General features: G+C 75.2%; 23 protein-coding genes. 11 read left to right on the top strand and 12 right to left on the bottom strand.

The window, feature by feature from the left end; translation table 11 throughout:
- The 3 genes from MNY62_RS15010 to queF all read right to left on the bottom strand — a co-directional run.
- Positions 1-997 (bottom strand): serine/threonine-protein kinase (locus tag MNY62_RS15010; protein ID WP_242344991.1); only part of this gene is annotated, 997 nt, incomplete at its 3' end.
- 155 nt (positions 998-1,152) lie between these two features.
- Positions 1,153-2,319, bottom strand: a complete 1,167-nt coding sequence (locus tag MNY62_RS15015) for a glycosyltransferase family 4 protein (protein WP_242344992.1) — start codon at positions 2,317-2,319, stop codon at positions 1,153-1,155.
- A gap of 71 nt (positions 2,320-2,390) precedes the next feature.
- A complete protein-coding gene (gene queF, locus MNY62_RS15020; protein WP_242344993.1) occupies positions 2,391-2,759 on the bottom strand; it encodes a preQ(1) synthase in 369 nt (122 codons plus the stop codon).
- A 210-nt stretch (positions 2,760-2,969) separates the two neighbouring features.
- Between queF and MNY62_RS15025 the strand changes: the two genes are divergently transcribed.
- Positions 2,970-3,167, top strand: a complete 198-nt coding sequence (locus tag MNY62_RS15025; RefSeq protein WP_242344994.1) for a hypothetical protein — start codon at positions 2,970-2,972, stop codon at positions 3,165-3,167.
- Between the two features lie 349 nt (positions 3,168-3,516).
- Here the strand turns inward: MNY62_RS15025 and MNY62_RS15030 are convergent, their stop codons facing one another.
- The 7 genes from MNY62_RS15030 to MNY62_RS15060 form a co-directional block, all read right to left on the bottom strand.
- The gene (locus tag MNY62_RS15030; RefSeq protein WP_242344995.1) at positions 3,517-5,271 is read right to left on the bottom strand and encodes an OPT/YSL family transporter; all 1,755 of its coding nucleotides are present in this window, start codon (positions 5,269-5,271) and stop codon (positions 3,517-3,519) included.
- 61 nt (positions 5,272-5,332) lie between these two features.
- Complete coding sequence (locus MNY62_RS15035) at positions 5,333-6,970, bottom strand: hypothetical protein (RefSeq protein ID WP_242344996.1); 1,638 nt, start codon at positions 6,968-6,970, stop codon at positions 5,333-5,335.
- A 4-nt stretch (positions 6,971-6,974) separates the two neighbouring features.
- A complete protein-coding gene (locus MNY62_RS15040; RefSeq protein ID WP_242344997.1) occupies positions 6,975-8,450 on the bottom strand; it encodes an oligosaccharide flippase family protein in 1,476 nt (491 codons plus the stop codon).
- 318 nt (positions 8,451-8,768) lie between these two features.
- Complete coding sequence (locus MNY62_RS15045; RefSeq protein ID WP_242344998.1) at positions 8,769-9,845, bottom strand: pectinacetylesterase family protein; 1,077 nt, start codon at positions 9,843-9,845, stop codon at positions 8,769-8,771.
- A gap of 104 nt (positions 9,846-9,949) precedes the next feature.
- The gene (locus MNY62_RS15050; protein WP_242344999.1) at positions 9,950-10,936 is read right to left on the bottom strand and encodes an NAD(P)H-quinone oxidoreductase; all 987 of its coding nucleotides are present in this window, start codon (positions 10,934-10,936) and stop codon (positions 9,950-9,952) included.
- Positions 10,933-11,364, bottom strand: a complete 432-nt coding sequence (locus MNY62_RS15055; protein ID WP_242345000.1) for a hypothetical protein — start codon at positions 11,362-11,364, stop codon at positions 10,933-10,935. Before MNY62_RS15055 ends, MNY62_RS15050 begins: the two co-directional genes overlap by 4 nt.
- A 108-nt stretch (positions 11,365-11,472) precedes the next feature.
- Entirely contained in the window at positions 11,473-12,288 is an 816-nt protein-coding gene (locus MNY62_RS15060; protein WP_242345001.1) for an ATP-binding protein, read from the bottom strand.
- Between the two features lie 169 nt (positions 12,289-12,457).
- Between MNY62_RS15060 and MNY62_RS15065 the strand changes: the two genes are divergently transcribed.
- Entirely contained in the window at positions 12,458-13,288 is an 831-nt protein-coding gene (locus MNY62_RS15065) for a J domain-containing protein (RefSeq protein WP_242345002.1), read from the top strand.
- Between the two features lie 68 nt (positions 13,289-13,356).
- On the opposite strand, the gene MNY62_RS15070 is transcribed toward MNY62_RS15065, so the two are convergent.
- Entirely contained in the window at positions 13,357-13,953 is a 597-nt protein-coding gene (locus tag MNY62_RS15070; RefSeq protein WP_242345003.1) for a DUF938 domain-containing protein, read from the bottom strand.
- Between the two features lie 122 nt (positions 13,954-14,075).
- Here MNY62_RS15070 and MNY62_RS15075 point away from each other — a divergent pair, with 122 nt between their 5' ends.
- From MNY62_RS15075 to MNY62_RS15095, 5 genes are all read left to right on the top strand, one after another.
- The gene (locus MNY62_RS15075) at positions 14,076-15,251 is read left to right on the top strand and encodes a hypothetical protein (protein WP_242345004.1); all 1,176 of its coding nucleotides are present in this window, start codon (positions 14,076-14,078) and stop codon (positions 15,249-15,251) included.
- A gap of 4 nt (positions 15,252-15,255) precedes the next feature.
- On the top strand, positions 15,256-16,023 hold the full coding sequence (locus MNY62_RS15080; protein WP_242345005.1) for an acyl-[acyl-carrier-protein] thioesterase: 768 nt from the start codon (positions 15,256-15,258) through the stop codon (positions 16,021-16,023).
- A gap of 258 nt (positions 16,024-16,281) precedes the next feature.
- Entirely contained in the window at positions 16,282-17,805 is a 1,524-nt protein-coding gene (locus MNY62_RS15085) for a transglutaminase-like domain-containing protein (RefSeq protein ID WP_242345006.1), read from the top strand.
- Between the two features lie 135 nt (positions 17,806-17,940).
- Complete coding sequence (mce, locus tag MNY62_RS15090) at positions 17,941-18,354, top strand: methylmalonyl-CoA epimerase (protein WP_242345007.1); 414 nt, start codon at positions 17,941-17,943, stop codon at positions 18,352-18,354.
- A 254-nt stretch (positions 18,355-18,608) separates the two neighbouring features.
- Positions 18,609-20,492, top strand: coding sequence for a TIGR04551 family protein (locus MNY62_RS15095; protein ID WP_242345008.1), 1,884 nt, complete (start codon positions 18,609-18,611; stop codon positions 20,490-20,492).
- A 245-nt stretch (positions 20,493-20,737) separates the two neighbouring features.
- On the opposite strand, the gene MNY62_RS15100 is transcribed toward MNY62_RS15095, so the two are convergent.
- Complete coding sequence (locus MNY62_RS15100; RefSeq protein ID WP_242345009.1) at positions 20,738-21,142, bottom strand: OsmC family protein; 405 nt, start codon at positions 21,140-21,142, stop codon at positions 20,738-20,740.
- 131 nt (positions 21,143-21,273) lie between these two features.
- Here MNY62_RS15100 and argH point away from each other — a divergent pair, with 131 nt between their 5' ends.
- The 4 genes from argH (at position 21,274) to dapA (ending at position 25,123) form a co-directional block, all read left to right on the top strand.
- Entirely contained in the window at positions 21,274-22,677 is a 1,404-nt protein-coding gene (gene argH / locus MNY62_RS15105; RefSeq protein ID WP_242345010.1) for an argininosuccinate lyase, read from the top strand.
- Positions 22,674-22,865, top strand: coding sequence for a lipoprotein (locus MNY62_RS15110; RefSeq protein WP_242345011.1), 192 nt, complete (start codon positions 22,674-22,676; stop codon positions 22,863-22,865). Before argH ends, MNY62_RS15110 begins: the two co-directional genes overlap by 4 nt.
- Complete coding sequence (gene lysA, locus MNY62_RS15115) at positions 22,862-24,130, top strand: diaminopimelate decarboxylase (RefSeq protein ID WP_242345012.1); 1,269 nt, start codon at positions 22,862-22,864, stop codon at positions 24,128-24,130. The genes MNY62_RS15110 and lysA overlap by 4 nt, the downstream gene beginning before the upstream one ends.
- Before the next feature lie 105 nt (positions 24,131-24,235).
- Positions 24,236-25,123 (top strand): 4-hydroxy-tetrahydrodipicolinate synthase, encoded by an 888-nt coding sequence (dapA, locus tag MNY62_RS15120; protein ID WP_242345013.1) that lies wholly within the window; start codon positions 24,236-24,238, stop codon positions 25,121-25,123.
- Positions 25,124-25,130 lie beyond the last annotated feature (7 nt).

Genomic DNA, 25,130 nt, shown 5'->3' on the forward strand with positions numbered 1-25,130 from the left:
CCCGCGTCTCGGCGCCGCTCGCGCCGTCCGCCGGGGGCGCGACGCGCGACGCGCCGGAGAGCGACAGCGCGGGCGAGGGGGTCGCGTTCGGCGGGAGCACGAACGCCGGTCCGAGCGCCCCCGCGAGATCCGCGCGGAGCGCGCTCGCGCAGGGGTGGCGCTCGTCGGCCTCCTTCGCGCAGGCCCGCGCGATCGCCGCGACGAGCGCGGGGTACGCGCCGAGGTCGGGACGCGGATCGGTGAGCGGCGGCACCGGCCGCGTGGCCTGCATCATGAGGAGCGCGCGCGGCTCGTCGGCCTTGAACGGGTGGCGGCCGGCGAGCATCCGCCAGGCGATGAGGCCGACCGCGTAGAGGTCGGCGCGCGCGTCCACCTCGCCCCCGAGCGCCTGCTCCGGCGCGAGGTACTCGGGCGTGCCGACCACGACGCCGGCCTGCGTGGCGCTCCCGCTCGCGGGGTCGGCGATCTTCGCGATGCCGAAGTCGAGGAGCTTCGTCACCTCGCGCCCGTTCGCGGTCCTCGCGAGGAACACGTTCTCCGGCTTGAGATCGCGATGCACGACGCCGAGCGCGTGCGCCGCCTCGAGCCCCGCGCACACCTGCCAGAGCACCGGGACGGCCTCCTCCGGGGACAGGAAGCCCTCCCGCCGGAGCCGGTCGAAGAGGCTCTCGCCGGAGAGGAGCTCCATGACCAGGAAGAGCCAGCCGTCCGGGCTGCGCCCGAAGTCCGTGACGCGGACGATGTTGTCGTGCTCGAGCGCGCTCGCGATCTCGGCCTCGCGCCGGAACCGCTCGACGAGATCGGGCGACGCGGAGAGATCGGGGCGGAGGACCTTCACCGCCACGTCCTTGCGCAGGTGGACGTGCCGGGCGCGGAACACCGCGCCCATGCCGCCGGTGGCGAGGTGCGCGACGAGCTCGTACCGTCCGTCGAGGACGGAGCCGAGGAGCGACGCGGGCTCGAACCGGGACACCTGCGGCTGTGCGGGGTCGGACACCTGAGGCGGGATTCTACTCCACCCCTCGTGTGCCCGGCGCCGCGCCCGGTGTCGGGTATCCGAGGGGCGAGGGCGGTGCGGGCGGCGCGCATCACCTACACCGGCCTCCGGCGTCGGTCGCCCCGGTCGAGGAGGCGCCCGGCTCGCGAGTGGCGTCAGGCCGCCTTGCCGCGCGGCGAGACCGCCGCGAGGAGGGCGCGCTCGAGCCGCGCGGCGACGTGGCTCCAGAGGAAGCGGGCCGCGACGCGGTCGCGGCCGCGAGCGCCCATGGCGCGTGCGCGCGCTGGATCGGCGAGGAGGCGCTCCAGCGCGTGCGCGAGGGCCCCCGCGTCGCCGGGTGGCACGAGGAGCCCCGTCTCGCCGTCCCTCACGATCTCGGGCACCGCCTCGTGGTCGGGGCCGACGCAGGGCAGAGCGCACGCCATCGCGTCGAGGAACGCGAGGCCGAACGGCTCGCGCAGGGAGGGCATGGCGAAGACCGTCGCCTGCGCGAAGAGGGCGGGCAGCTCGTCGAGCTCGACGGGGCCGAGCCAGTGTCCCCGCTCCGGGAGCGGCGGTGGGGAGGCCGGGCCGGCGACGAGCAGCCGCGCGCGCGGCTCGAGCCGGCGCAGCCGCGCGAACGCCTCCGCCAGCACCAGGCCGCCCTTGCGGTCGAAGTCGCGGCCGACGAACAGGATCGTCCGCCCGTCGTCCCGGCGCGGTGCGTCGCCCGGGAACAGGTTCGCGCCCGCGCCCACCACGCGGACGTGCGCCGGATCGGCGCCGTAGTCGGCGACGAGGGAGCGCGCGACGTTCTCGCTGAAGGTCGCGAGGAGGCGGGCGCGGCGGTAGAGCGCCGTCTCCCGCGCGCGCCAGGCGTCGCCGTAGTCGAGTGGCGCGGCGAGCCCGGCCGCCGGCCAGGGCGGGCTCCTCATCGCGAGCGCCCGTGTGTGATCGAGGAGAAGCGCGTACGGGTACGGCGCCGGCAGCCCCGGCGCGAAGAGCGCGCCGTTCTGCAGCACGAGCTGCGGCGGCGGATCGAGGGCGCGCAGGGCCTCGCCGGCGCGGAGCGCGTGGTGATCGAACGCGAACGGCGTGTTCCAGCGGTGCTCGAGCGCGCGGCGCTCGAGGCCGAAGCGCGCGGCGGCGACGGCGAGGCTCAGGGCGACCCCGGGAAGGGGGCGCAGCCGGCGGGTCACCGGGTCGCGCGGCTCGAGATCACCCGTGGCCTCGACGAGCCGGACCTCATGTCCCCGCGCCTCGAGCGCCCGCGCGACCTGGCGGGTGACGCCGCTCTGCGCGCCGTAGTGGACGTATGCGATGGACAGCCGGCCGGTGCGCAACGCGTCCCCCCCAGGGGAAAGCTGGGCTGAGAGGGAGGGGAGGGGAACCCCGTGCGACCGGGCGGCGTCTCTTACGCGCCGGCCGGACGCTCGCCGTGGCGCGCGGTGACCACCGTGTGGATGCCGCCGCGGACCGCGAAGTCGCCCACCACCTCGATCCAGCGGGGCTGGATCGCGCGGACGATGTCGTCGCAGATCCGGTTCGTCACCGCCTCGTGGAACGTGCCCTCGTCGCGGAAGCTCCACAGGTAGAGCTTCAGGCTCTTGAGCTCCACGCACCGCTCCGCCGGAACGTAGCGGAGCCGGATGGTGGCGAAATCCGGCTGCCCGGTCACCGGGCACACGCAGGTGAATTCCGGGCACTCCATCGCGATCTCGTAGGGGCGCTCGGGCTTCGGGTTCGGGAAGGTGTCCAGCTCTCGGGAGGGCTTCGTCGGCATGGCGGCGTGGTTCTTTCGGGCGAGGGAGCCCGGGATTAGGTCCTACGTGTGGACTGTCGGGATTTCGAGGCCGGCACTGGAAAGTCTACAGGTGCCGGCCCCCTTGATCGAGCCAAGCCCCTGTAACGCCGACCGTCCGCGCGAGGCAAGCGGTTTGCTAGTAGGGAGAGGACGAGCACGCCACGCCGAATCGCCCCCACCGGAGGGACCATGAAGGCCAACCGCCCCCGTCGTTCCGAGAAGAGCAACGCTCCCCGCCGGCTCGTCACCACCCTCGGAGAGCTGATCTCCGCCGCCTACGAATCCGTTCCGGGGATCGGCGATCAGCGTCTCGAGCGCGCGCTCGAGCTCCTGACGCACTCGCCCCTCGCCCGCCACATGAGCCCTCACGTGGAGTTCGTCCGCTAGCGGTCCACCCCCTGCGCGGCGCCCAGGCTCCGCCTGCGACCGGAGCCCGCGCCGCGGACGGCGGCCGACGAGACTTCACACCGACCGGGCCTGGCGCCACGCGCCGGGCCCGGCGCCTTTTCGGGCGCGGCGTTCGCGAGCGAAGCGTAACGGGGGCGCAGCGAAGCGATCAGCAGGGAGGGGCCCCGTCGCGAAGCGACGGGGAGGGACGCAGTCCCTCCCGGCGGGGAGCCTTCGCGTTCCGGCGAACGCCGGCGCGAAGGCTCACGGGCCCCGCCGAGCAGGGGTGGGGCCCCGACGACGGCGGCCAGCCGTCGGCGGGGCGGGGGCGCAGCCCCCGTCTGATCGTTCAAAAGGCCGCGAGAAGCGCGAGGAAGAGCAGCACGAGCGCCTCGCCGGTGATGAAGCCCGACGCGAGCGGCGTCGCGAAGACCTCCTCGGTGCGCGGGCTGAGGCGCCGCCACAGATCCTGGCCGATCCCGCCGATCACCATCGGCACCACCGCGAAGCCCGGGATGAGCGCGCCGAGGCCGATGGCGGTGGGCGAGGGCACGTAGCGGCCGAAGCGCGGGTTCGACTCGAGGACCGTCAGGATCACCCCCGCGACGAGCGCGATGACGAGCGCCACGAGCGCGCTCGCGGGCAGCGCGCCGAAGCCCTTCGAGAGGAGCTCGGCGAAGCCCGCCCACTTCACGGAGATGGGGGAGGTGAGCCCGCCCTCGCCGCCGATGCCGTAGCGGGCCCGCACCGCCGGGTAGGCGATCGCCACCGCCGCTGCGCCGATGGGCACCCCGATGAGCTGCAGGTAGGTGAGGTTGCGGTTCGTCGAGCCGACGATCCGGCCGGCCCGGTAGTCCTGCATGAGGTGCTCGCCGTTCGCGGCCACCGCGCCGCTCATCCCCGAGCCGATCATGTTGATCGGCACGTGGCCGGGCGCGAGCACGGCGAACACCGCCTGCATCACGTTCGCCATGGCGGAGATGGGCGCCCAGTTCGTCTCGCCGAGCACGCGGATGCCGACGAGCATGAGGACGATGGAGAGGAGCACCGAGACGGCGGAGAGCCAGAGCGGGAAGCCGAGCGAGATCTTCTGCACGGCGGCGAGCACGACCCCACAGGCGAGCGCGCCCCAGACGACCCAGCGCATGGGGAAGTCGCCGCCCGCGTCCGCCTCCTTGCCGGACAGGCCGTGGAAGGTCTTCGCGATGACCTTCCACTTGAGGGCGAGCGCGGTGAGGCCGCCGGACACCATGAGGCCGGTCGCCGGCCACATGATCCACCGCTGCAGCACCGCGTTGAACGTGAGCTCCGGGACGAGGCCGCGCGCGAGGAGCTGCTCCGGAGCGACGAGCCACGCGAGCACCATGCCGGTCGCCATCGAGAGCGTCACGCGCAGCCCGACGAGGATGCCGGCCCCGAGCGACAGCACGCCGACCTCCGTCCCGATCCGGAGCGCCTCCGCGTGCGGCGTGAGGAAGCGGAACGCGAAGGTGTCCGGGATCCACCCGAGCGACTGGCGGAGCACCGTGAGGCCGGCGGAGAGCGCGCCGCCGATGCCGAGCGCGGCGACGCGCGGGCCGGCCTGCTTCGGCCCCTCGTCGAGGACGAGCAGCGTCTCCCCGGCGGCGGTGCCGTCCGCGAAGGGGAGGTTCTCCTCGTCGATGTAGTGCTTGCGCAGCGGGACCGCGAGCAGGACGCCGAGGAGGCCCGAGGGCGCGAGCCAGGCGAAGATCTGCAGGCTCGAGAGGTGCAGGTTCAACAGCCCCCGCTGGTTCAGCATGTCGATGGCGGCGAGCACCACGGCCATGAAGCCGACGCCCGAGCCGGCGGCGGTCCCGGCGGTCTGGACGAGGTTGTTCTCCCAGCGCGTCCCGCGCCTGCCCGTGATCCGCCCGATGATCGTGATGAGGATGAAGCCGAGGAACGCGCTCACCACGGAGATGTTCGGTCCGTAGCCGATGCGCAGCACCACCGTCGGCTCGGCCGCACCCATGAGCGCGGCGACGAGGACGGCGATCGCGATCGCGCGGGCGGTCAGCTCGCGCTTCGCGCCGGCGGACGGCAGGACGGGGGTCGGCAGGGTCGAGGCAGAGGGCTCGCGCATGTGGGGCGAGACTCTATCCTCCCCCTTGGAGGCGGGCCAACGGGAGCTACGGCCCGCTGCGTCACGGCGCGGCGCGTACGCCGAGCGCGGCGGAGGAGGCCGGGATGGCGGGCGAGCGAGGCAGCACGGACGCCGGGATCGCGGGGGACCGCCCCGGGGGCGCGGCCGCGACCGGCTCCTCCGTCGGGGCGGGGTGGATCGGCAGGTAGAGGTGGTAGCGCCCGTACCGCTCGGCGAGCCGGTAGTGGCGCGCGACCTCCCCGACGACCTCGAGTCCGAGGTTCCCGCGGTCGTACCAGCGGCGCGCCCCGGGCGCGTCGAGGTCCTGGAAGAGGACCACCGCGGCGAACTCGTCGCGCCGGAGCCCGTCGAGGAGCGGTCGCGCGAGGGCGGGGTCGCGCTCGGAGGCGAGGCGGAACATCCAGGTGTCGAGCACGAACGGCCGCTGGCCTGCGAGGAGCGGCAGGAGCGGGTCCTCGGAGAGGAGGGCCCCCGGCGGGAGCGCGGCGGCGACGGCGCGCAGCTCGCCGAGGCGCGAGCGGCCGAGATCCTCCCGCGCCATCCCGGCGACCACCACGACGCCGAGCGCGCACGTCACCGGCGCGAGCCCGCGCGCGATGCTCCCCGCGGTGCCGCGCGCGCGCCAGGCGACGCCGAGCGAGAGCGCCGCGGCGACCTCCACCTCGACGAGGTGATTCACGCCGGTGCCGGGCGACGCGTACACCACCACGAGCGCTGCGAGCGCCGCACCGAGCCAGAGCGCCGGCAGGAGCGCCGGGCGCGCGGCGCCGCGGCGGGAGGCGCGCACGTGGCCGCGTGACCCGGCGAGGGCGGCGGCGACAGCAGCGCCGAGGAGCCCGATGGCCGCAGGATCCTCGACCGCGATCTCGTGGGCGAGGCGGGCGGGCGCCACGACGAGATCGCGCACCGAGCCGCCGCCCGCGGCGGTCGCCTCCACGATCTCGAAGAAGCGGCCGTCCGAGATCGCGTTCGTGAGACCGAGCACCGCCACCATGGCGGCGGCGACGGCCGCCCCGAGCGTGAGCGCTGCCCTCCGCTCGCGCCGGATGAGCAGCCAGGCGACGGCGGCGGCCGGCGCGGTGAGCGCGGTGGGCTTCGCCGCGAAGCCGAGCGCGAACAGGAACGCGGCCGCGGCGAGCGCCCGGCGCGACGGTCCGCGCGCCAGCGCCGCGAGGCCGAGCGTGCCGAGCCCGACGGGCAGGAGGTCGTAGCGGATGGACGACAGCGAGTACTGGGTCGCGAACGTGCCGAGGGTGAGCGCGGCGAGCGCCGCCCCGGGCGCGCGCGGTAGGCCCGCGCGGCGGAGCAGGAGGTACGCGGCCGTGACGGAGAGGATCCCCGTCGCGAGCGACAGGGCGTAGCCCGCGCCGATGAGGTCGAGCCCGGCCCGCCGCAGCGCCGCGTGCGCCGCGAAGGCGAGCGGGAACCAGCGCGTCCCGCCGTAGCCGACGTCCGGGTCGAGCATGGGCCGGTAGAACCGGCCGTGCGCGAGATCGTCGGCGAGCGCCATCCATGCGCCCGAGACGTGGTTGAGCGCGTTGCCGCTCTCCCACGCGGCGGGGAGGCGCGCGGCGGTGGCGAGGCCCAGCGCCGCCGCGGCGAGGAGGAGCGTCCAGAGGTTCCCGCGGCGCATCACCACGACGGTGCGCGCTCGGTGGTCCAGCGACGAGCCCGGCACGGGGTCATGGCTCCGACGGAGCCGCGACCGTGCGGGCGCGGCGCGCTGCGAAGAGCGAGATCCAGCCGGCGGGCAGCCAGCCGCGCGCCCACGACAGGCCGAGGTACGCGGCGGCGAACGCGCCGCACGCGGCGGCGACGCGCAGCACGAGCGGCGCGTCGAGCGTGCGCACCACGAGCCAGGCGGGCGCCATCCCGAACCCCGTCGCCGCGAGCTGCCGGGCGAGCGCCCGCACGGGCAGGATGCGGGCGAGCGGCACCTCGAACAGCCGGGCGGCGCGCCGCAGCATGAGCGCGCGGGCGAGCGCCTCGGCGACGATCCAGCCGCCGAGCGCGCCGATCGGCCCGGCCGCGCGCAGCCCGCCGACGACGAGCGGGACGGTGGCGGCGAGCTTCGCGGCGGAGAGCACGACCATGTAGCCGGTCTGGGCGCGCGCCCGCATCACGCCGTCGAGCGGCAGCGCGGCGAGCGCCACCGAGAGGACGCCGAGCCGGAAGAGCGGCACCGCCTCGAGGTAGCGGGCCGAGAAGAGCAGCTCGATGAGCGCGGGCGCGATGACCGCGAGGAGGCCCATGAGCGGCAGGAACGCGAACGCGAGCTGCTGCACCGCCTCGTGGAAGAGCGGCAGCCCGGCGCGCGGCGGCCGCCCCGCGCCCTCGACCTCGGCGAGGCCGATCTGGAGCAGCTCCGAGACGGGCGTGTACAGGATGTCGACGACGGGGAGCTGGAACGTGCCCACGCTGTAGACCGCGAACGCCGCCGCCGAGACCGCCCCCGCGACCACGTAATGGTGGAGCTGCTGCTGCGGGACGATGAGCAGGAAGGCGGCGCCGAACGGCAGCGCGTAGGCGGCCTGGCGGCGGAGCGCGGCCGCCGAGAAGCGGAGGCCGTGCGCGCGACCGAGCGCGGCGAAGGTCCAGACGGCGCGCAGGAGGTGGGCCGCCGTGATCCCGGCGAACACCGCCGCGACCGAGCCGCCGAGGAGGGCGGCGGCGAGGATCGCCGCTCCGCGCGCGACCTCGGTGAGCAGCCGCGCCAGCGCGGCCGCGCCGATGCGGCCGGACGCGTTCCAGGCGATGTCGAGCGGCGCGCCCGCGATCTGGAGGCCGGTGAAGGCGGCGACCCAGCGCAGGTTCCGGGTGAGCTCCGGGTTGTGGAACTGCCGATCGACGAGCGGCGCGCCGAGGAGGAGGAGCCCGGTCGCGACGAGCCCGAGCGCGAGGTGGAACCAGAGCGCCTGCGCGACGTGCGCGTCGCGCGCCCCGGGCTCTCGCGGCACGAAGTAGTAGAGGCTCATCGTCATGCCCATGGGCAGCACGAGCGCGAGCGTCTGGGCGAGGAGCCACGCCTGCTTGAACGTGCCGTAGGACGCGGGCACGAGGACGCGCGCGAGCACCATCGGGACCGCGAGCGTCAGGAGCGCGCCGGCGAGGCGCGCGACGAGCAGCGGACGGGCGCGGGTGAGGATCGACTCGGACAAGAAGGTGCCTTCTCTCCGCCGCGAGACGAGGCGCAGTCGGGTCCGGGCGGGAGGACCCCGTCGCGGCGCGCGCCCGCGTCCCCGCGGGCGCGCCGGCCGCGAGCGGCTGCGCGAGGCGCCTGCCTGGAGCGGGCGCATTCCGCCCTACGGTGCGCAGCGCGCCGCGCGGCGGCGCGTGCCCGTTGGAAGGGTTTCGCCGCGGGGCCGGTGAACCGTCGAGGCGTCGGGCGCCGTCCTCCACCGGGCGCTCGCCCGTCCGGCGTCCGCCGCGACGCCTGCTCGATCGTCTGCAGGGCGAGCGCGGCGGCCGCGTTCGCCTCACGGTCCGACCGACGCCCAGGCCGGATCGTCCTCCACCTCCTGGCGGAGCCACTCGAGGAGCGGGACGCCGCCGGCCGTGAACGCGGCGGGGTCGCCCACCAGCGTGTGGGTCGCGCCGGGCACGAGGAACGTGCGCCCGTTCGGGAGCGGCGCGATGACCTCCGTCGCGAGCCGGCGGATCGCCGCCTCGAACGTCGCCGGCTCGAGGAAGGCGAAGGTCCGGATGACCGAGTCGCGGGTCGAGGAGAGGAGCGCGAGCCGATCCTGCGGATACCTCCCCGCGAGCGCCGGGAACACCTGCGACAGGTCCTCCGCGCAGCGGGTGCCGCAGAGCGGGAGGAGCACCTCGTCGAGCCGCCAGGAGAGGAACCACGCGGCGCGCACCGCCGGCGAGAAGTCGTTTCCCACGAGCGGCGGGCCGGAGTCGTCCACGAGGTCGCCGCGCGCCGCAGGCCAGCGCTTGCGGAACGCGTCGAAGGCGAGGAGCGCGCCGAAGCCGCCCGCCGATGCGCCGCTCACCACCACCTTCGGCGGCGCCCCCAGGTTCGCGTCGAGCCAGTCGATGGCGCGCGCGACGTTGACGCGGCCCTCGTGGTGCCAGCGGCGCGGCGAGCCCGGGTAGCGCTGGATCGCGTTCCCGGCGTGCACGTCGCCCGTGCAGTACGGCACGAAGACGAGCGTGTAGCGGGCGAACGGGTTCTCCGGCGCCGAGCGATCGAGGATCGTCCCCGGCACGTCCGCCACGCGGGCCGCGAACTCCGCGGCCGCGAAGGGGCCGGGCTTCGCGAGCCCGAGCGTGAAGCAGGTGAGCGTGTCCCAGCACGCACCGCCACCGTCCAGGAAGACGAGCAGCTGCTCGCCGTCGCCGGGGTTCACCGCGATCCCCGTCTGCGAGCCGTCGCTGCAGGACGTGCCCGGGAGATCGATCCAGGTCCAGGTGTTGCGGGGGAGCCCCGCCTTTCCGCCCGCAGCGCCGTCGCCGCCGCCGCCGCCGCCGCACGCGGCGAGGACGGCGAGCGCAGCGGCGAGGGTCACCGCGAGGAGACCGCGCCGCCGCCGTCCGGGTCGCCACATGACGACCTACGGTGGGCGCGCGCCACGCCGGGCGCAACGCGCCGCGGCGCGCAGGCGCTCGAGGGGCCCCGCCGCGGACCCCTCGACGCAAGCGCCCGCGGCCGTCAGAACTTCAGCACGAGCTTGCCGAAGCTCTCGTTGCGCTCCATCCGCTCGTGCGCCTCGCGGGCGCGCTCCGCCGGGAGCACCGCGTCCACGACCGGCCTCACCGCGCCCGAGGCGACGAGCGGTAGGACGTCGCGGGCGAACGCCTGGGTCGCGGCGATCTTCTCCTCGAGCGGGCGCGGCCGGAGCACCGTGCCGACGAACGCGCCGCGCGTGCGCATGAGGAGCCCCAGGTCGAGCTGCGCCTTCGGCCCGCCCATCGTGCCGATGACGACCACGCGGCCGCCGGAGGCGAGCGCGGCGAGGTTCTCCGCCGCGTACGGCGCGCCGACGAAGTCGAGCACGAGCGGGCAGCCGCGCTTCCCGGTGAGGCGCCGCACCTCGTCGGCGAAGCGGGGCTCGTCCTTCGCGACGAGGAGGCCGTGGTCGAGCCCGAGCGCGCGCGCCCGCTCGAGCTTGTCGGCGGTGCGCGAGGTGCCGATGACCGTCGCGCCGGCCGCCTTCGCGATCTGCAGCGCGGCGGTGGCGACGCCCGAGCCGACGGCGTGGACGAGCACCGGCCACCCCGGCCGGAGCCCGCCGAGCGTGAAGAGCGCGTCGTGCGAGGTGACGCACGCCTCCGGGATCGCGGCCGCGTCCTCGAAGGAGAGCGCGTCCGGGATCCGCACGAGCATCCGCTCGTGCGCGACGGCGAGCTCGGCCTGACCCTCGCCCGAGGCGATCGCCATCACGCGGTCGCCGGGCTTCCAGGCAGTGACGCCCGCGCCGACCGCGGCGACCTCGCCGGCGAGCTCGAGGCCGGGGATGTCCTCGCGCGTGCCGGGCGGGGGCGGGTAGAGGCCGCGGCGCTGGAGGAGATCGGCGCGGTTCAGCGCGGCGGCGCGCACGCGCACGAGCACCTCGCCTCGCGCCGGCGCCGGGTCGGTGGTGTCGCCGAAGCGCACGATCTCGGGACCGCCCTTGCCATCGAACAGGACCGCCTTCATGGAATCCTCCTCATGCCGGGCGCGCCGAAGTGGCCGCTGGGTGCGCCGAAAGGTGCCTCGAAGGTCGCGCCGTCCGCGTCGCGCGCCACGACGGCGCGCCCCGGCTCGACGTGCGCGAGAGGATACCGATCGGCGCGCGGGACGGCGACCCGGTCGTCGTCCGGTGGGCAGGCCGGGGCGGGGTCGAGGCCGGCGAGCGCGTCGGGCGGGTCCACCGCGACCGCGAGGAAGTACCCGTTGTACGTGCCGTCCCACCACATCGAGAGCTCGGCCTCGCCGGTGGCCGCGCGGGCGGCGAGCTCGAGGAGCGCCGCCCGGAAGGCCCGGAACGGCGCCGTATCCGTGCGCGGGTCGACCCCCTCCCCGGAGGAGCCGGCGTAGCGCGCGCGGAGGTCCTCGAGGGCGAAGCGGAGGATGCGGGTCGGCACGCGGCGAGGATGCCGCGCGGCGGGACCCTGCGCAGCGAATTCGTGCCGTGGGGTCGCGGCGGGATCGGCGCCGCGGTCGCGGGTCGGGGGCGCGCTCGGGCGCTCCGCTCACCTCAGCGCGCCGTCGACCCCCACCACCACGTCCCGCAGCGGAAGGGCCTTCCCGGACGCCGCCACGGCGTGGCGCGCCGCCATCGCGATGCCGCCGCAGCACGGCACCTCCATCCGCGCGACGGTGACGCTGCGGACGTCGGAGCGGGTGAGGATGTCGGTGAGCTTCTCGGCGTAGAAGCTGTTGTCGTCGAGCTTCGGGCAGCCGACGACGAGGGCCCGGCCGGCGAGGAGCTCGTCGTGGAAGCCGGCGTAGGCGAACGGCACGCAGTCGGCGGCGACGAGCAGGTCCGCGCCCTGGAAGTACGGGGCGGTCACCGGCACGAGGTGGAGCTGCACCGGCCACTGGCCGAGCCGGCTCTGGGCCGGGCCCGCGCCGAAGCCGGCGCGCGCGGGTACGGCCACGGGGCGGGGCGAGAGCGTGCGCGGACGCGATCCGGGGCAGCCGCCGCCTGCGGCGGGTCCGGGATCCGAGACGATCGACAGGCGCGGCCTCGCGGGCGCGGGAGGCGCGATCGCGGCGGGCTGCGCCGGGCGAGCCGGGGCGTGCGCGTGCGCGTGATCCGGCGCGCCGGTCTTCTCGAGGTGCGTCTTCACCGCCGCCTCGTCGAACGCCGCTGCCTCGCGCTCGATGACGGTGATGGCGCCCTGCGGGCACTCGCCGAGGCACGCGCCCAGCCCGTCGCAGAGGACGTCGGCCGAGAGCCGCGCCTTCCCGTTCACGAGCGCGATGGCCCCCTCGGCGCAGGACGGGATGCACTGGCCGCAGCCGTCGCAGCGCGCCTCGTCGATCTGCACGATCTTCCGGATCATGCGGTCGCTTATCCCATGTCGTGCGCTCGTCCGGTAGTCAGCGGACGCTTCGAGGCGGCGCCGCCCGCGCACGTCCTGCGCGCGTTCCAGGCCGAGCGGGCGCTCGCCCGGCCGGCCGAAAACTGGCCGGCGGCTCGGGCGAGGGCTACGCATCGAGCGGGCGATATCGGTGACCACGGCGACGGCGGAGATCACGGTCGAGGCGCTCGCGCACGCGGGGCGCGTGCTGTTCGGCCCGTCGTTCGCGCCCCACGCGAGCGCCTGGCGCGGCGCGCTGCGCGAGGCGTACCGGCGCCGCGCGCTCGAGACTCATCCGGACCGGGCGCGCGCGCTCGGCCGTCCCGAGGCGGAGCTCCTGCGCGAGTTCCGCGCGGTGGCGGAGGCCTACCGTGTGCTGTCCGAGGCGGCCCGGGCGCCGGCTGTCCCGGTCCCTCCCCCTCGCGCCGCTGCCGCCCGCCCGCCGGGACCCGCGGCGGCGCCCCGCTCCTCGCCGCCTCGGCCCTCGCCCGACGTCCCCCCGCCGTCGCGCGCGGCGCCGTCTCGCCGAGCACCCCGGGCGGCAGTTCCCGCTCCCGCTGCGGGTCCGCGCTCCGCGTACGCCGCGCGCGAGCCGCTCCCGCGCCGCCGCCTGCGGCTCGGCGAGCTCCTCTACTACTCGGGCCGCGTCCCCTGGTCCGCGTTCGTCGAGGCCGTGGTCTGGCAGCGCGCGCAGCGTCCCGCGCTCGGCCGGATCGCGGTCGAGCTCGGCTTCCTCGACTCCGCCACGGTCGCCGCCGTGCTCGCGCGCCGCCGCGCGGAGGGCGCGACGGGCGAGCGATTCGGCGAGTACGCCTTGCGCACGGGCTACCTCACGCGCCTCCAGCTCCTCACGGCGGTGGGTCGGCAGGGGCGCATGCAGCGCCGGATCGGCGAGTACTTCCTGGAGCGCGGCTGGCTGGACGCCCGCGCGCTCGAGGCGGCGTGCGGGGAGCTCGCGGGGCACAACGCGCGGTACCCGTAGCCCGGGCGCCGGGTGCCGGGGCGAGGCCGGGATCGCGCTCGGCGCTCCGTCCTGCTCGGGCGCCGCCGTCACCCGCGGCGCCACACGACGAGGAGATCGCCCTCCTCCGGCATGGCCACCACCTCGGCGAGCGCGAGGACGTGCGGCGCGGCGAGCTCCTCGAGCGTCTCGAGCTCGCGCACGCCGAGCGCCGGGTCGTGCGCGCGGAGCTGCACGTCGAGCCGCGCCAGCCGGCCGGCGAGCGGCTCCCCGCGCCGCCGGAACGGGCCGTACACCGCGAGCGGCCCGCCCGGTGGCAGGACGCGCGCCGCGCCGCGAACGAGCGCCTCTGCGCAGTCCGGCGGGGCGACGTGCAGCACGTTCACGCAGAGCACCGCGTCGGCGGCCCGCGCTTGCCAGAGCGGGAGCCTGACGTCGAGGTTGAGCGGCCCGAGGAGGTTCGCGAGGCCCGCCTCCGCCGACCAGGCGCGGATGCTGGCGCGCGCCTCGAGGTCCGGATCGGATGGCTGCCACTCGAGGGAGGGGAACGCCCGAGCCAGGTACACCGCGTGCTCGCCCGTGCCGCTGCCGAGCTCGAGCACCAGGCCGCGCGGCGGCAGGACACGCCGGAGCGCCGAGGCGATCGCCTCGCGGTTTCGCAGCGCGGCGGCGGCGGTCCGCTTCACCGGCGCATGATGGCCCACGCGGGCCGCGCGCGCGAGCCTCGCCGCGGGCCGCGCGGGGCTCCCCGGGGCGTCGCTCGCGCGGGGAACCGGGAAGCGCTAGAAGGGCGGCAGGAGGGGATGAATTGAGAACGACTCGCCGCCGGGCGCCCGGACGCGCCACGCTCCTCCTCGGTCTCGCGGCGGCGCTCGCGCTCGGCGCCTGCGCCGGCCGGCGCGGCGGCGCGGCGCCCGCTCCTCCCCGCCAGCGCTTCGAGGTGCCGGGCCACGGCGAGCTCGAGATCGCGGTGCCCGCCGGCTGGAGGGCGAGCTCGGCGGAGGGCGAGGAGCCCATGCCGCTCACCGTCCGGCTCGAGCCGCGCGACGCGAAGGCCGGCGGCGGGTTCATGGTGCTGCTCACGCCCTTCTGGAACCCCGCGTCGCCCTCCGGGGAGGCCCCGGCGAGCTCCGACGCGACCGGCGGCGACGCGCAGGGAGACACCGCCCAGCTGCTCGCGGAGCTCGCCCGGCGCAAGGCGCTCGCGACGAGCGTCGAGCAGGAGATCGCGCTGCACGAGCTGCGCGGCGAGCGGGGGGTGCACGGCTACTGGTTCGCGGCGACCGACAAGGCGCTCGCCGCCCGGAAGCCCGCGGAGGGCGAGTGGCGCCACCTCCTGCAGGGCGCCGCCGCGGTCGGCGACATGATCCTCGCCTTCACCCTGCTCGACAACGCCTCCGGCCCGCAGCGCGAGGCGGTGCTCGACGTCGTCCGCGGGGCCCGGCACGTCCCGCCGGCCGCCGGCGGGACCGCCGCCGCCCCGAAGGACGGCGCGATGCGCTTCACGCCCGATCCGGACGCCGAGACCGAGCCGCTCTCGGTCGCCTACCCGGGCCGCGCGTTCACGGTCCTCGTGGACCTCCCCGGCTTCGAGATGTTCCAGCCGCGGCCCGCCGAGGACGGCGAGGGCGTGCTCGTGCTCGGGCGGCACCCGGGGAACGGCCTCGTCGCGTCGGTGACCCTCCGCGACGCGCACGGGGCCGCCGACGCCCGGGCCTGCCGCGAGCGCATCCTCGAGCGGATCCGCAAGAGCGCGCCCGACATGAAGGAGCTCCAGCTCTCCGACGCAAACGGGGGCGCGCGCGCCGCCTACGTGCTCGACGAGCTGCGCGGGCGGACGATCCGCCAGGAGCACGAGCACCTCTTCCTGTGGCGGGAGGGCGTGTGCGTGAACGTGCAGGTCTCGAAGGCGGATCCGGAGCCGCAGGACGCCGGCCGCATCGACGCGATCCTCGCCTCGGTCCGGTTCGGGGCTAGCCTGTAGCGCCATGGAGACCCACCGCCAGAAGTTCGGCGTCCACACCTACGAGGTGGACGCGTTCGGGACGATCGCGATCCCCGCGCTCTCCGGCTACCTGCAGGAGGTCGCCGGACAGCACGCGGCGTCGCTCGGGGTCGGCCTCGACGTGCTCATGCCCCGCGGGCTCACCTGGGTGCTCGCGCGCCAGCGCATCGAGAACCCGGTCCCCATCGTCCTCGGCGACCGCCTCGAGGTCGAGACCTGGCCGGCGGGCATCGACCGGCTCGCCGCGCTGCGCGACTTCGTCGTGCGCCGCGCGGACGGGACGGAGGTGGCGCGCGCGACCACCCAGTGGTTCGTGATCGACCTCGCGACGCGGCGGCCGGTGCGGCCCGCCGACGTGCTCGACGCGCGCTTTCCGCGCGAGCCGTCGCCGCCGGTGCTCGCCCTCGAGCCCGGCAAGTTCCCCGAGCTCCGCGCGTGGGAGCATCAGAAGCGCTTCCACGTGCGCTACGGCGACATCGACGTGAACATGCACGTGACGAACACGAGCTATCCGACCTGGGCGCAGGAGGTCGTGCCGCGAGAGGTGTTCAGCGGCCGGCGCCTCGCCGCCGTCGAGGTGCAGTTCCTCGCCGAGGCCCGCTACGGCAGCGCGATCCTCTCGCGCCTCGCGCCCGCGGCGCAGGAAGGCGCGTACGCCCACGCGATCGTGCGCGAGGAGGACGAGAAGGAGCTCGCGCGCCTGGTCACGCGCTGGGTGCCCCGCGCGGAAACGGTGCTCCCGGGTGCATGATCGAACGGGGGCTGCGCCCCCGCCCCGCCGAGCAGAGCTCGTCGGGGCCCCACCCTACGCGGGGCCCGGGCGCGCTTCGCCCCTCGCATGGCTCGGGGCTCACGCGCCGTCCCGCGGGCGCGGCTTCGCCGCGCTGTTTCCGAATCCCGCACTCTCGTTTAGATCCTCGCCTCTGCCGGAGGCGCGAGCCGCCGCTCGCGCGCAGCCCGGGTTGCGGGGCGGCTTTCTGGTAGAACGCCTCTCCGAAGGAAGGAAGCCATGAGATCGCACCTCCTCGCCGCCGGCGCCGTCGTGCTCGCCCTCGCAGGCTGCCCCGAGCAGCGGGCCGCCGCGGCGAAGCCGCCGCGCCCGCCCCGGGGCGAGCTCGCGGCCGGCGCCGCGGCGCTGCCGGACGCGCTCAGCGTCCCGCGGCCGCCCGGCCCGGAGTGGTTCGGCCTGTACCTCGTCGGCAAGAAGGCCGGCTTCACGAAGGTCCACCTCTCGCGCGAGCTGCGCGACGGCAAGGACGTCCTCGTCGGCCGCAGCGAGACGCTCGTGCGCGCGAACGTCGGCGGCAAGACGGTCGAGCGCCGGCAGGAGGAGGAGCGCGTCTACGAGGCGCGGCACCAGGGGCCGCTCGTGGCGGTCCGCGCGGTGTGGGCGGGCGACGGCGGCGATCGTATGGTGTCCGGGACCTGCGCGCGCGCGGTGTGCAAGCTCGTCGAGGAGACCCCGGCCGGCCGGCAGGAGCGCACCGTCGAGGGGGTCACCGAGACGGCCGAGCTCGCGGACGGAGTGAGGCTCGCGGCGGCGCGGCGTGGGACCGTGCGCGGCAAGCAGCTCGACCTCGAGAAGCTGCGCGTGAAGGACATGCAGGACGTCTTCCTCCGGCGGGAGACCATCGCGGGCGGCGGCGTCCAGGAAGAGGTGTCGGTCGTCGCGGAGTCCGAGGCGGGCGACCGGCTCGCGGCGGAGTACCGCGTCGCGGACGACGGGCGCGTGGTGGAGATCCGGCTGGGCGAGGCGATCGTGGCCCGGCCCGAGGCGGAGCAGACCGCTCGCAGCCTCGACCAGGTGGATCTCTTCGCGCTCGCGCGCGTCCCGCTCCCGCGCCCGCTGTCGCGCGCCGTCCCGGCGACGATCGTCTACCGGGTCGCCGGGCTGCCGCCCTCGTTCCAGAAGGGCGACGCGCGCCAGCGCTTCGGGCGCGACCGCGCTGGCGAGACGCTGCTCACGGTGTCGGTGCGCCAGCCGCTCGCCGCCGACCCGAGGAAGGACACCCCGCTCGCCCGGGCTGCCCAGGGCGCGAGCGCCGACGACCTCGCGCCGTCGCCGCAGGCCGACTCCGACGAGCCGGCGATCGCGGCGCTGGCGAAGAAGCTCGCGGGCAACGCGCCCGGGGCGTACGCGGCGGCCCAGCTCCTCGCGGACGACGTGTACCGCCGGCTCGAGAAGGCGTACGGCGCGAGTCACGACCGCGCGAGCGACGTGCTCGCCGCCGGCCGCGGCGACTGCACCGAGCACAGCGTGCTCATGGTCGCGCTCGCGCGCGCGCTCGGGATCCCCGCGCGCGCGGTGCACGGGCTCGTCTATGCGCGCTACGAGGACGGGCAGGACGCGCTCTACTGGCACGCCTGGGTCGAGGTGCGGAGCGCGGGCGAGTGGATCGCGATGGATCCCACCTTCGGCCAGCCGGTCGCCGACGCGACGCACGTCGCGCTCGGGGTAGGGACCCAGGTCGACACGGTCGGGCTGCTCGGCGCGCTGAAGGTCCTCGGAGTCGAGGTGAAGCCCGGGAAGTGACGCCGCTCGCCCGCCCACGCCCGGGCGGGGAGCGCCATGCGCTATCATCCCTCCTCCCTCGCGCGGAAGGCCGCTCATCCCGGGCGCCGCGCCGCGAACCCCTGGCGCCGCGAGGCCCGAAGGGACGGAGGCCTCATGAACGGGCTCGATCACGTCGCCATCCTCGTCGCCGACCTCGACGCCGCGATCCGGCTGTACCGTGACGTCTACGGCCTCGAGCTCGCGGAGGTGGAGGAGGTCCCGACCGAGCAGGTGCGGGTCGCGATCTTCGGCCATGGCGCGGGGCGCATCGAGCTCGTCTCGCCCTCCGGCCCGAACAGCCCCATGGCGAAGGCGATCGAGAAGCGCGGGGAGGGCTTGCACCACGTGTGCCTCGAGGTGCCGGACATCGAGCAGGCGATGGCGGCGCTCCGCGCGCAGGGCGCGCCCCTGCTGGACGAGAAGCCGCGGCCCGGCGCCGGCGGCTCGAAGGTCGCGTTCGTCCACCCGAAGGGCAGCCGGGGCGTGCTGGTCGAGTTGAAGCAGGGCGGCGGCGGCGAGCACCGCTGATCGGCGCACGATCCCGGCCTGCGGCGGGCGTCCTCGCTCCTTGCGCCTTTCGGCGTACGGCAGCGAGTACGCCCCGGCGCGCCTCGCTGCGGGTGCCCGCCTCGGCTCCGGGCTCCTGCGCCTCGGGTCCGGAGGCTGCACGGCGCATCCCCACGGCGCCCGGCGCCGCGCTCCGTCATCGGGGTTGACCGACCGCGGGAACGCGTGTTGTATCACCGCGTTTCATCCTGCCCTCCTTTCAAGGGGTCACCTGCATGTCCCGTCTGCTCGCCGCCCTCGCGGCACTCCTCCTCCTCGCCGGCGCGGCGCGCGCGCAGGACGAAAAGAAGCCGGAGGAGACGAAGGGCGCCGCCAAGCCCGCGACGGACGAGACGAAGGCCGCCGCCAAGCCCGCGACGGACCTTCCGCCGGAGACGAAGGCCGCCATCCAGCGCGAGGTCGAGCGGATGAAGGAGGACCTCCGCGACGAGGTCCGCGCCGAGATCCAGGGCGCCCAGTCGGCGGCGGAGTTCATGGGCACGGTCGCGGAGGGGCCGAAGCTCGAGTTCTTCGAGCTCGATGGCTACTACCGCGTGCGCGGGCAGCTCACCGACGATCTCGGCCTCGGCCGCGCCGCGGACGCCTCGGGCCACTACCTCTACCCGGTCCCGCTCCTCAACAACCCCGACCCGGCCACGGGGCGGAGGCCCACCCGCGGGACGCTCGCGACCGCGAACATGCGGCTCCGGCTCGAGCCGACGCTGAACGTCTCCGAGCTCGTCCGCGTCCGGGCGCAGATCGACATCCTCGACAACTACGTGCTCGGCTCGTCGACGAGCAAGCTCTTCGACGACCCGTACAGCCCGTACCCGGCGCAGTTCTACGGCAGCACCCGCCAGCTCTACCCGAACGACCCGACCGCCGATCGCGCCCCGATCCTGCCGAAGCGGGTGTGGGGTGAGGTGCAGACGCCGGTGGGCCTGCTCAGCTTCGGCCGCATGCCGTCGGAGTGGGGGCTCGGCCTCCTCACGAACGCCGGCGGCGGCGTCGACGAGGACTACGGCGACACCGTCGACCGGCTCCAGTTCGCGCTGCCGCCCGTGCAGACGCCGATCGGCGCGCTCACGCTCGTGCCCATCCTCGACTTCGACGCCGAGGGCGCGCTCCGCCCGGATCCGCGCTTCGGCGCCGGCATCGGCCAGCCGTTCGACGCCGACTCCTCCGACGACGCCCGCACGTTCGCCCTGAAGGCGGCGCGCGTCGACACCGACGACGAGATCCGGCGCAAGCTCGACCGGAACGAGTCCTCGTTCAACTTCGGCGCCTACTACAACTACCGGACGCAGCGGGACTCGATCCCGGTCTGGGCCCAGGATGGCTTCGGCGCGGAGCTCGACCCGACGGTCGCCGTCGGCCGGCGGCGCAGCTACGGCCACGTCCTCGACCTGTGGGTGCGCGTGCTCACGCAGCGCTGGCGCATCGAGGCCGAGGCGGCGGGCGTCTACGGCCACATCGGCCAGGCGTTCACGGTCGGGCCGGCCTCCGACACCGACCCGACGCTCACCGTGAAGCCCATCTCGCGCGTGGACCTCCGCCAGTGGGGCGGCAGCCTCGTCACCGAGTACAAGGCGATCCCGAACAAGGTCACCGTCGGCGGCGAGCTCGGCGTGGCGAGCGGCGACGACGCGCCCGGCTTCGGCAACATCCCCAGCCGCTTCGCCATCGACGGCTCGCTCCCCGCCTACGGCTCGCTGGAGGGCCCGCAGTTCAACGGCACCACCGACCGGAGCATCCGCAACTTCCGGTTCAACCCCGCGTACAAGGTCGACCTCATCCTGTTCAGCCGGCTCCTCGGCCAGGTGACGGACGCGTGGTACGTGAAGCCGAAGCTGCGCTGGGACATCTTCCCCGGCCTCTCGCTCGACACCCAGCTCGTCTACTCCCAGGCGATCTCCGCGGAGTCGACCCCCAGCTCGACGGGCCCCGGCAAGGGCTCTCACCCGCTCGGGCTCGAGGGCGACGCCATCGTCACGTACACCTCCGGCGCCGGCTTCCAGGCCTACGCCCAGTACGGCCTCCTGCAGCCCTTCGACGCGTTCGGCCCGGGCGGCCTCTCCCGCGCCCACCTGCTCGCGTTCGGCCTCGTGGCGAAGTTCTAAACGACAGTTCGCGATTCGCGACCACCTACGGTGTCGCGAATCGCGCTGTCGTCTAGACAGGTTCTGACGGGGGCTGCGCCCCCGCCCCGCCGAGCAGAGCTCCGCGCGCCCATGCGCGCATTCGGGTGACGCCCCGCCCCGCCGGCCGGGTCCCGTGCGCCCCCGCGTGGCGGCTTCGCCGCGAACGCGGCGGCGCCCCGGCGGGCTCGCGTCGTTCGCCGGTAGCCAAAGCCTCGCGGTGCGCGCTAGCCCGCGACGACCGTCCGCACCTCGAAGCGCGGCTGGGCCTGGATCGCCTTCTTCACGGCGCACTGGTCGGCGACCCGGACGAGCGCCTCGCGGTACTTCTCCGGGAAGCTCGGCGGGACCTCGATGTCGAGCTCCACCCGCGCGAGGACGCCGGTCTCCTCGTCGAAGTGGTTCCGCTGCCGGATCCGGATGCCGTCGGTCGGCAGCTCGCGCTTCTGGCAGAAGCCGGCGACGTAGATCCCCGCGCAGGTGCCGATCGCCGCGAGGAACAGCCCGAACGGCGCGGGCGCGCTGTCCTCGCCGCCGCTCGACACGGGCTGATCGGTGCGGATCACGTGCTTGCCGATCTGGGTGTCGACCTTCTTGTTGCCGGGGAAGGTCACGATCATCTCGCTCGCCATCGCAGGGGCTCCTCCTCTTTGGCTCGGGTTCGGGATTCCGGGCGCGATGCTCGCCGCGCTCGCCGGTGTGAGCCAGGGGAAACCGCAGGGATTCCGGGGGGAGTTCGGGTGTGCTAGCGTCGCCGGCCCCGATGAGCCCCAAGACGAAGTCGAAGCCCGTGTCCCGCGCCGCGCTCGCGGGCGAGGCCGATCCGCGCCTCGTCGCGCTCTCCGTCTCGATCCAGGACGACGGCGCGCTCTACGCCGAGGACATCCGCGGGAGCCAGGCCCACGTGACCATGCTCGCCGAGCAGGGGATCGTCCCGAAGGCGGCGGCGCGCCGCATCGTGGCCGCCCTCGACCAGGTCCGCGCGGAGTTCGCCGCCGGCAAGATCCGCCTCGACCCGGCCCTCGAGGACGTGCACACCCACGTCGAGCGGCGGCTCGGCGAGCTCGTCGGCGCGGACGCGGGCTACCTCCACGCCGGCCGCAGCCGGAACGACCAGGTCGCGCTCGACGAGCGGCTCTTCATCGTGGCCGCCTGCGACCGCTGCGACGCCGCGCTCGGGCGCCTCCAGCGCGCGCTCGTCGCTCGCGGGCGCGAGCACGAGCGCACCATCCTCCCCGGCTACACGCACCTGCAGCGCGCCCAGCCCGTCTCGCTCGCGCACCACCTCCTCGCCCACGTGGAGGCGTTCGCGCGCGATCGCGATCGGCTCGCCGACGTCCGGCGGCGCGCGGCCGTGTCGCCGCTCGGCTCGGGCGCGCTCGCCGGGACGACGCTGCCGATCGATCGCGAGGCCACCGCGCGGGCGCTCGGCCTCGCCGGCGTGACGCAGAACTCGCTCGACGCCGTGTCGGACCGCGACAGCGCGATCGAGCTCCTCTTCGCGTGCGCCCTCGCGGCGGTGCACCTCTCCCGCGTCGGCGAGGAGATCGTGCTCTGGACGACGAAGGAGTTCGGCTTCATGTCGCTCGCCGACGCCTTCGCGACCGGCTCGTCGCTCATGCCGCAGAAGAAGAACCCCGACGTGGGCGAGCTCGCGCGCGGCCGCGCCGGGCGGGCGATCGGCGACCTCGTCGCGCTGCTCGCGATCGTGAAGAGCCTGCCGCTCTCGTACAACCGGGACATGCAGGAGGACAAGCGGCCCCTCATCGGCGGCCCCGACGCCCTCGTCCTCACCGCCGACGCGGTCGCCGGCGCGATCGAGACCGCCACCTTCCACGCCGATCGGATGGAGGAGGCGCTCGGCTCCGGCGAGGCGCTCGCGACCGACGCGGCCGAGTACCTCGTCGAGCGCGGCGTGCCGTTCCGCGAAGCGCACGAGGCGGTCGGCAAGGCGGCCGCGTTCTCCTCCGCCGCGGGCCGTCCGCTCGCGAAGCTCACCGCGGAGGAGTGGAGCCGCTTCCACCCCGCGTTCCAGAAGGACGTGCTTCGCTGCTTCGACGCGCGAAAGAGCCTCGCCCGCCGCGAGCTCCCCGGCGCTCCGGGGCCGAAGCAGGTGGCGCGCCAGCTCGCGCGCTGGGAGAAGGCGCTCGCGAAGGAGTCGCGGTGAGCCGCCTCGTCGCGCTCGCCGCCACCGCCCTCCTGGCCGCCTGCGGCGTGAAGGCTCCGCCGCGGCCGCCGGGGGTGGAGCGGGACGAGACCGTCCCGACCTCGACCCCGACCCCGCCCTCGCCCTCGACCTCGACCTCGACCTCGACCTCGACCTCGGGCGCCCCCGCCCAGCAGCCCTGCCCATGAACCACTTCCAGCGCAAGAAGGGCGTCCTGCACGCGGAGGCGATCCCGCTCGAGCGGCTCGCCGAGCGCTACGGCACGCCGCTGTACGTCTACTCGACCGCGACGCTGACGCGGCACTGGAAGGTGCTCAACCGCTCGCTCGCCGGGATCCGCCACGTCGTCTGCTACGCGGTGAAGGCGAACGCGAACCTCGCGCTCCTCGCGCGCTTCGCGAAGCTCGGCTCCGGGTTCGACATCGTGTCTGCCGGTGAGCTGTACCGGGTCCTCAAGGCGGGCGGCGACCCGCGCAAGGTGGTCTTCAGCGGCGTGGGCAAGCGCGACGACGAGATCGCGTTCGCGCTGGAGTCGGGCGTGCGCGTGCTCAACGTGGAGAGCGCGGGCGAGCTCGCGCGGATCTCGATCGTCGCGCGCCGCATGGGCGTCCGCGCGCCCATCGCGCTGCGCGTGAACCCGGACGTCGATCCGAAGACCCATCCGTACATCTCGACCGGCCTCCGCGAGAACAAGTTCGGCGTCTCGGTCGAGGAGGCGCGGCGGCTCTACCCGCTCGCCGCGAAGGACGACGCGCTCCACGTCGTCGGGGTGGCCTCCCATATCGGCTCGCAGATCACGAGCGTGAAGCCGTTCCTCGACGCGATCGATCGCGTCCTCGCGCTCGCGCGCGAGCTCGAGAAGCAGGGGATACCGCTGGCGCACCTCGACGTCGGGGGCGGGCTCGGCATCCGCTACAAGGACGAGGAGCCGCCTCACCCCGACGAGTACGGCGCCGCCATCCGCAAGGCGCTCGCCCCCTGGAAGGGCGAGGTGCTGCTCGAGCCCGGCCGGGTGCTCGTGGGCAACGCCGGCGTGCTCGTCACCCGCGTGCTCCACGTGAAGCGGAGCGGCCGGAAGACGTTCGTCGTGGTGGACGCCGCCATGAACGACCTCGTGCGCCCCGCCTTCTACGAGGCGCACCACGACATCGAGCCCGTGGGCCGCCCGCGCGAGGGCGAGCGCGAGATCGTGGCCGACGTGGTGGGCCCCATCTGCGAGTCGTCCGACTTCCTCGCCCGGAAGCGCCGCATGCCGGAGCCCGTGCCGGGCGACCTCCTCGCCGTCCGCTCCGCCGGCGCCTACGGGTTCGCGATGTCGTCGAACTACAACGCGCGCCCCCGGGCAGCCGAGGTGCTCGTCGAGGGCGATCAGGCGTTCCTGGCGCGCCGCCGCGAGACCTACGCGGACCTCGTCCGCGGCGAGGAGCCGGCCCCCGCGCCCGAGCGGGTATGAGCGGCCGCCCAGGCGCGTGACGCGGGCGCCACCACGCCCGTTTCCGCCCCCGACCGGATCGGATACATTTTTCGCCTCCTCTCTCCTCGCCGAGGTCAAAGCCGCATGCCGCGTCTCGAAGGCTCGATGGTGGCCATCGTCACCCCGATGAAGGACGGCGCGGTCGACCTCCGCGCCCTGCGCGAGCTGACCGAGTGGCAGATCGCGGAGGGCACGGATGGCATCGTGCCCTGCGGCACGACCGGCGAGGGGGCGACGCTCACCCCCGCCGAGCGCGCCGAGGTCATCCGCGCGGTCGTGGAGGTCGTCCGGGGCCGGGCCCTCGTGATCGCCGGCGCCGGCTCGAACGCTACGCACGAGGCGATCGAGGGGGTGAAGGCCGCGAAGGCGCTCGGCGCGGACGCCGCCCTCGTCGTCACGCCCTACTACAACAAGCCCACGCCCGAGGGGCTGTACCGGCACTACCAGGCGATCTGGGACGCGACGCGGTTCCCGGTCATCGCCTACAACGTGCCGAGCCGGACCTCCGTCGACATGGGACCCGAGACCGTGGCGCGCCTCGCGAAGGCCGGCGCCATCGTCGGCATCAAGGAGGCGACCGCGAGCATGGATCGGCAGGTCCAGCTCGTGGAGCGGATCGGCAAGGACGCGATCGCCTACCTCTCCGGGGACGACTTCACCGTGCTGCCCTTCATCGCCTGCGGCGGCCACGGCGTCATCTCGGTCATCTCCAACATCGCGCCGCGCGCGATGAAGGACCTCGTGGTCGCGGCCCGGGCGGGCGACCTCGCCCGCGCGCTCGACCTGCAGGTCCGGATGGCCGAGCTCAACCGGGCGATGTTCGTCGAGACGAGCCCGGGGCCGGTGAAGGCGGGGGTGGCGCTCCTCGGGCGGTCGAGCCCCGAGCTCAGGCTCCCGCTCGCGCCCATCTCCGAGGCGAGCCTCGCCCGGGTGCGCGAGGCGATGACGCGGTTCGGGCTGAAGCTCGCGTGAGGCGGGG

This window comes from Anaeromyxobacter terrae, from assembly GCF_022690685.1.
GTDB classification, from domain to species: Bacteria; Myxococcota; Myxococcia; order Myxococcales; family Anaeromyxobacteraceae; genus Anaeromyxobacter; species Anaeromyxobacter terrae.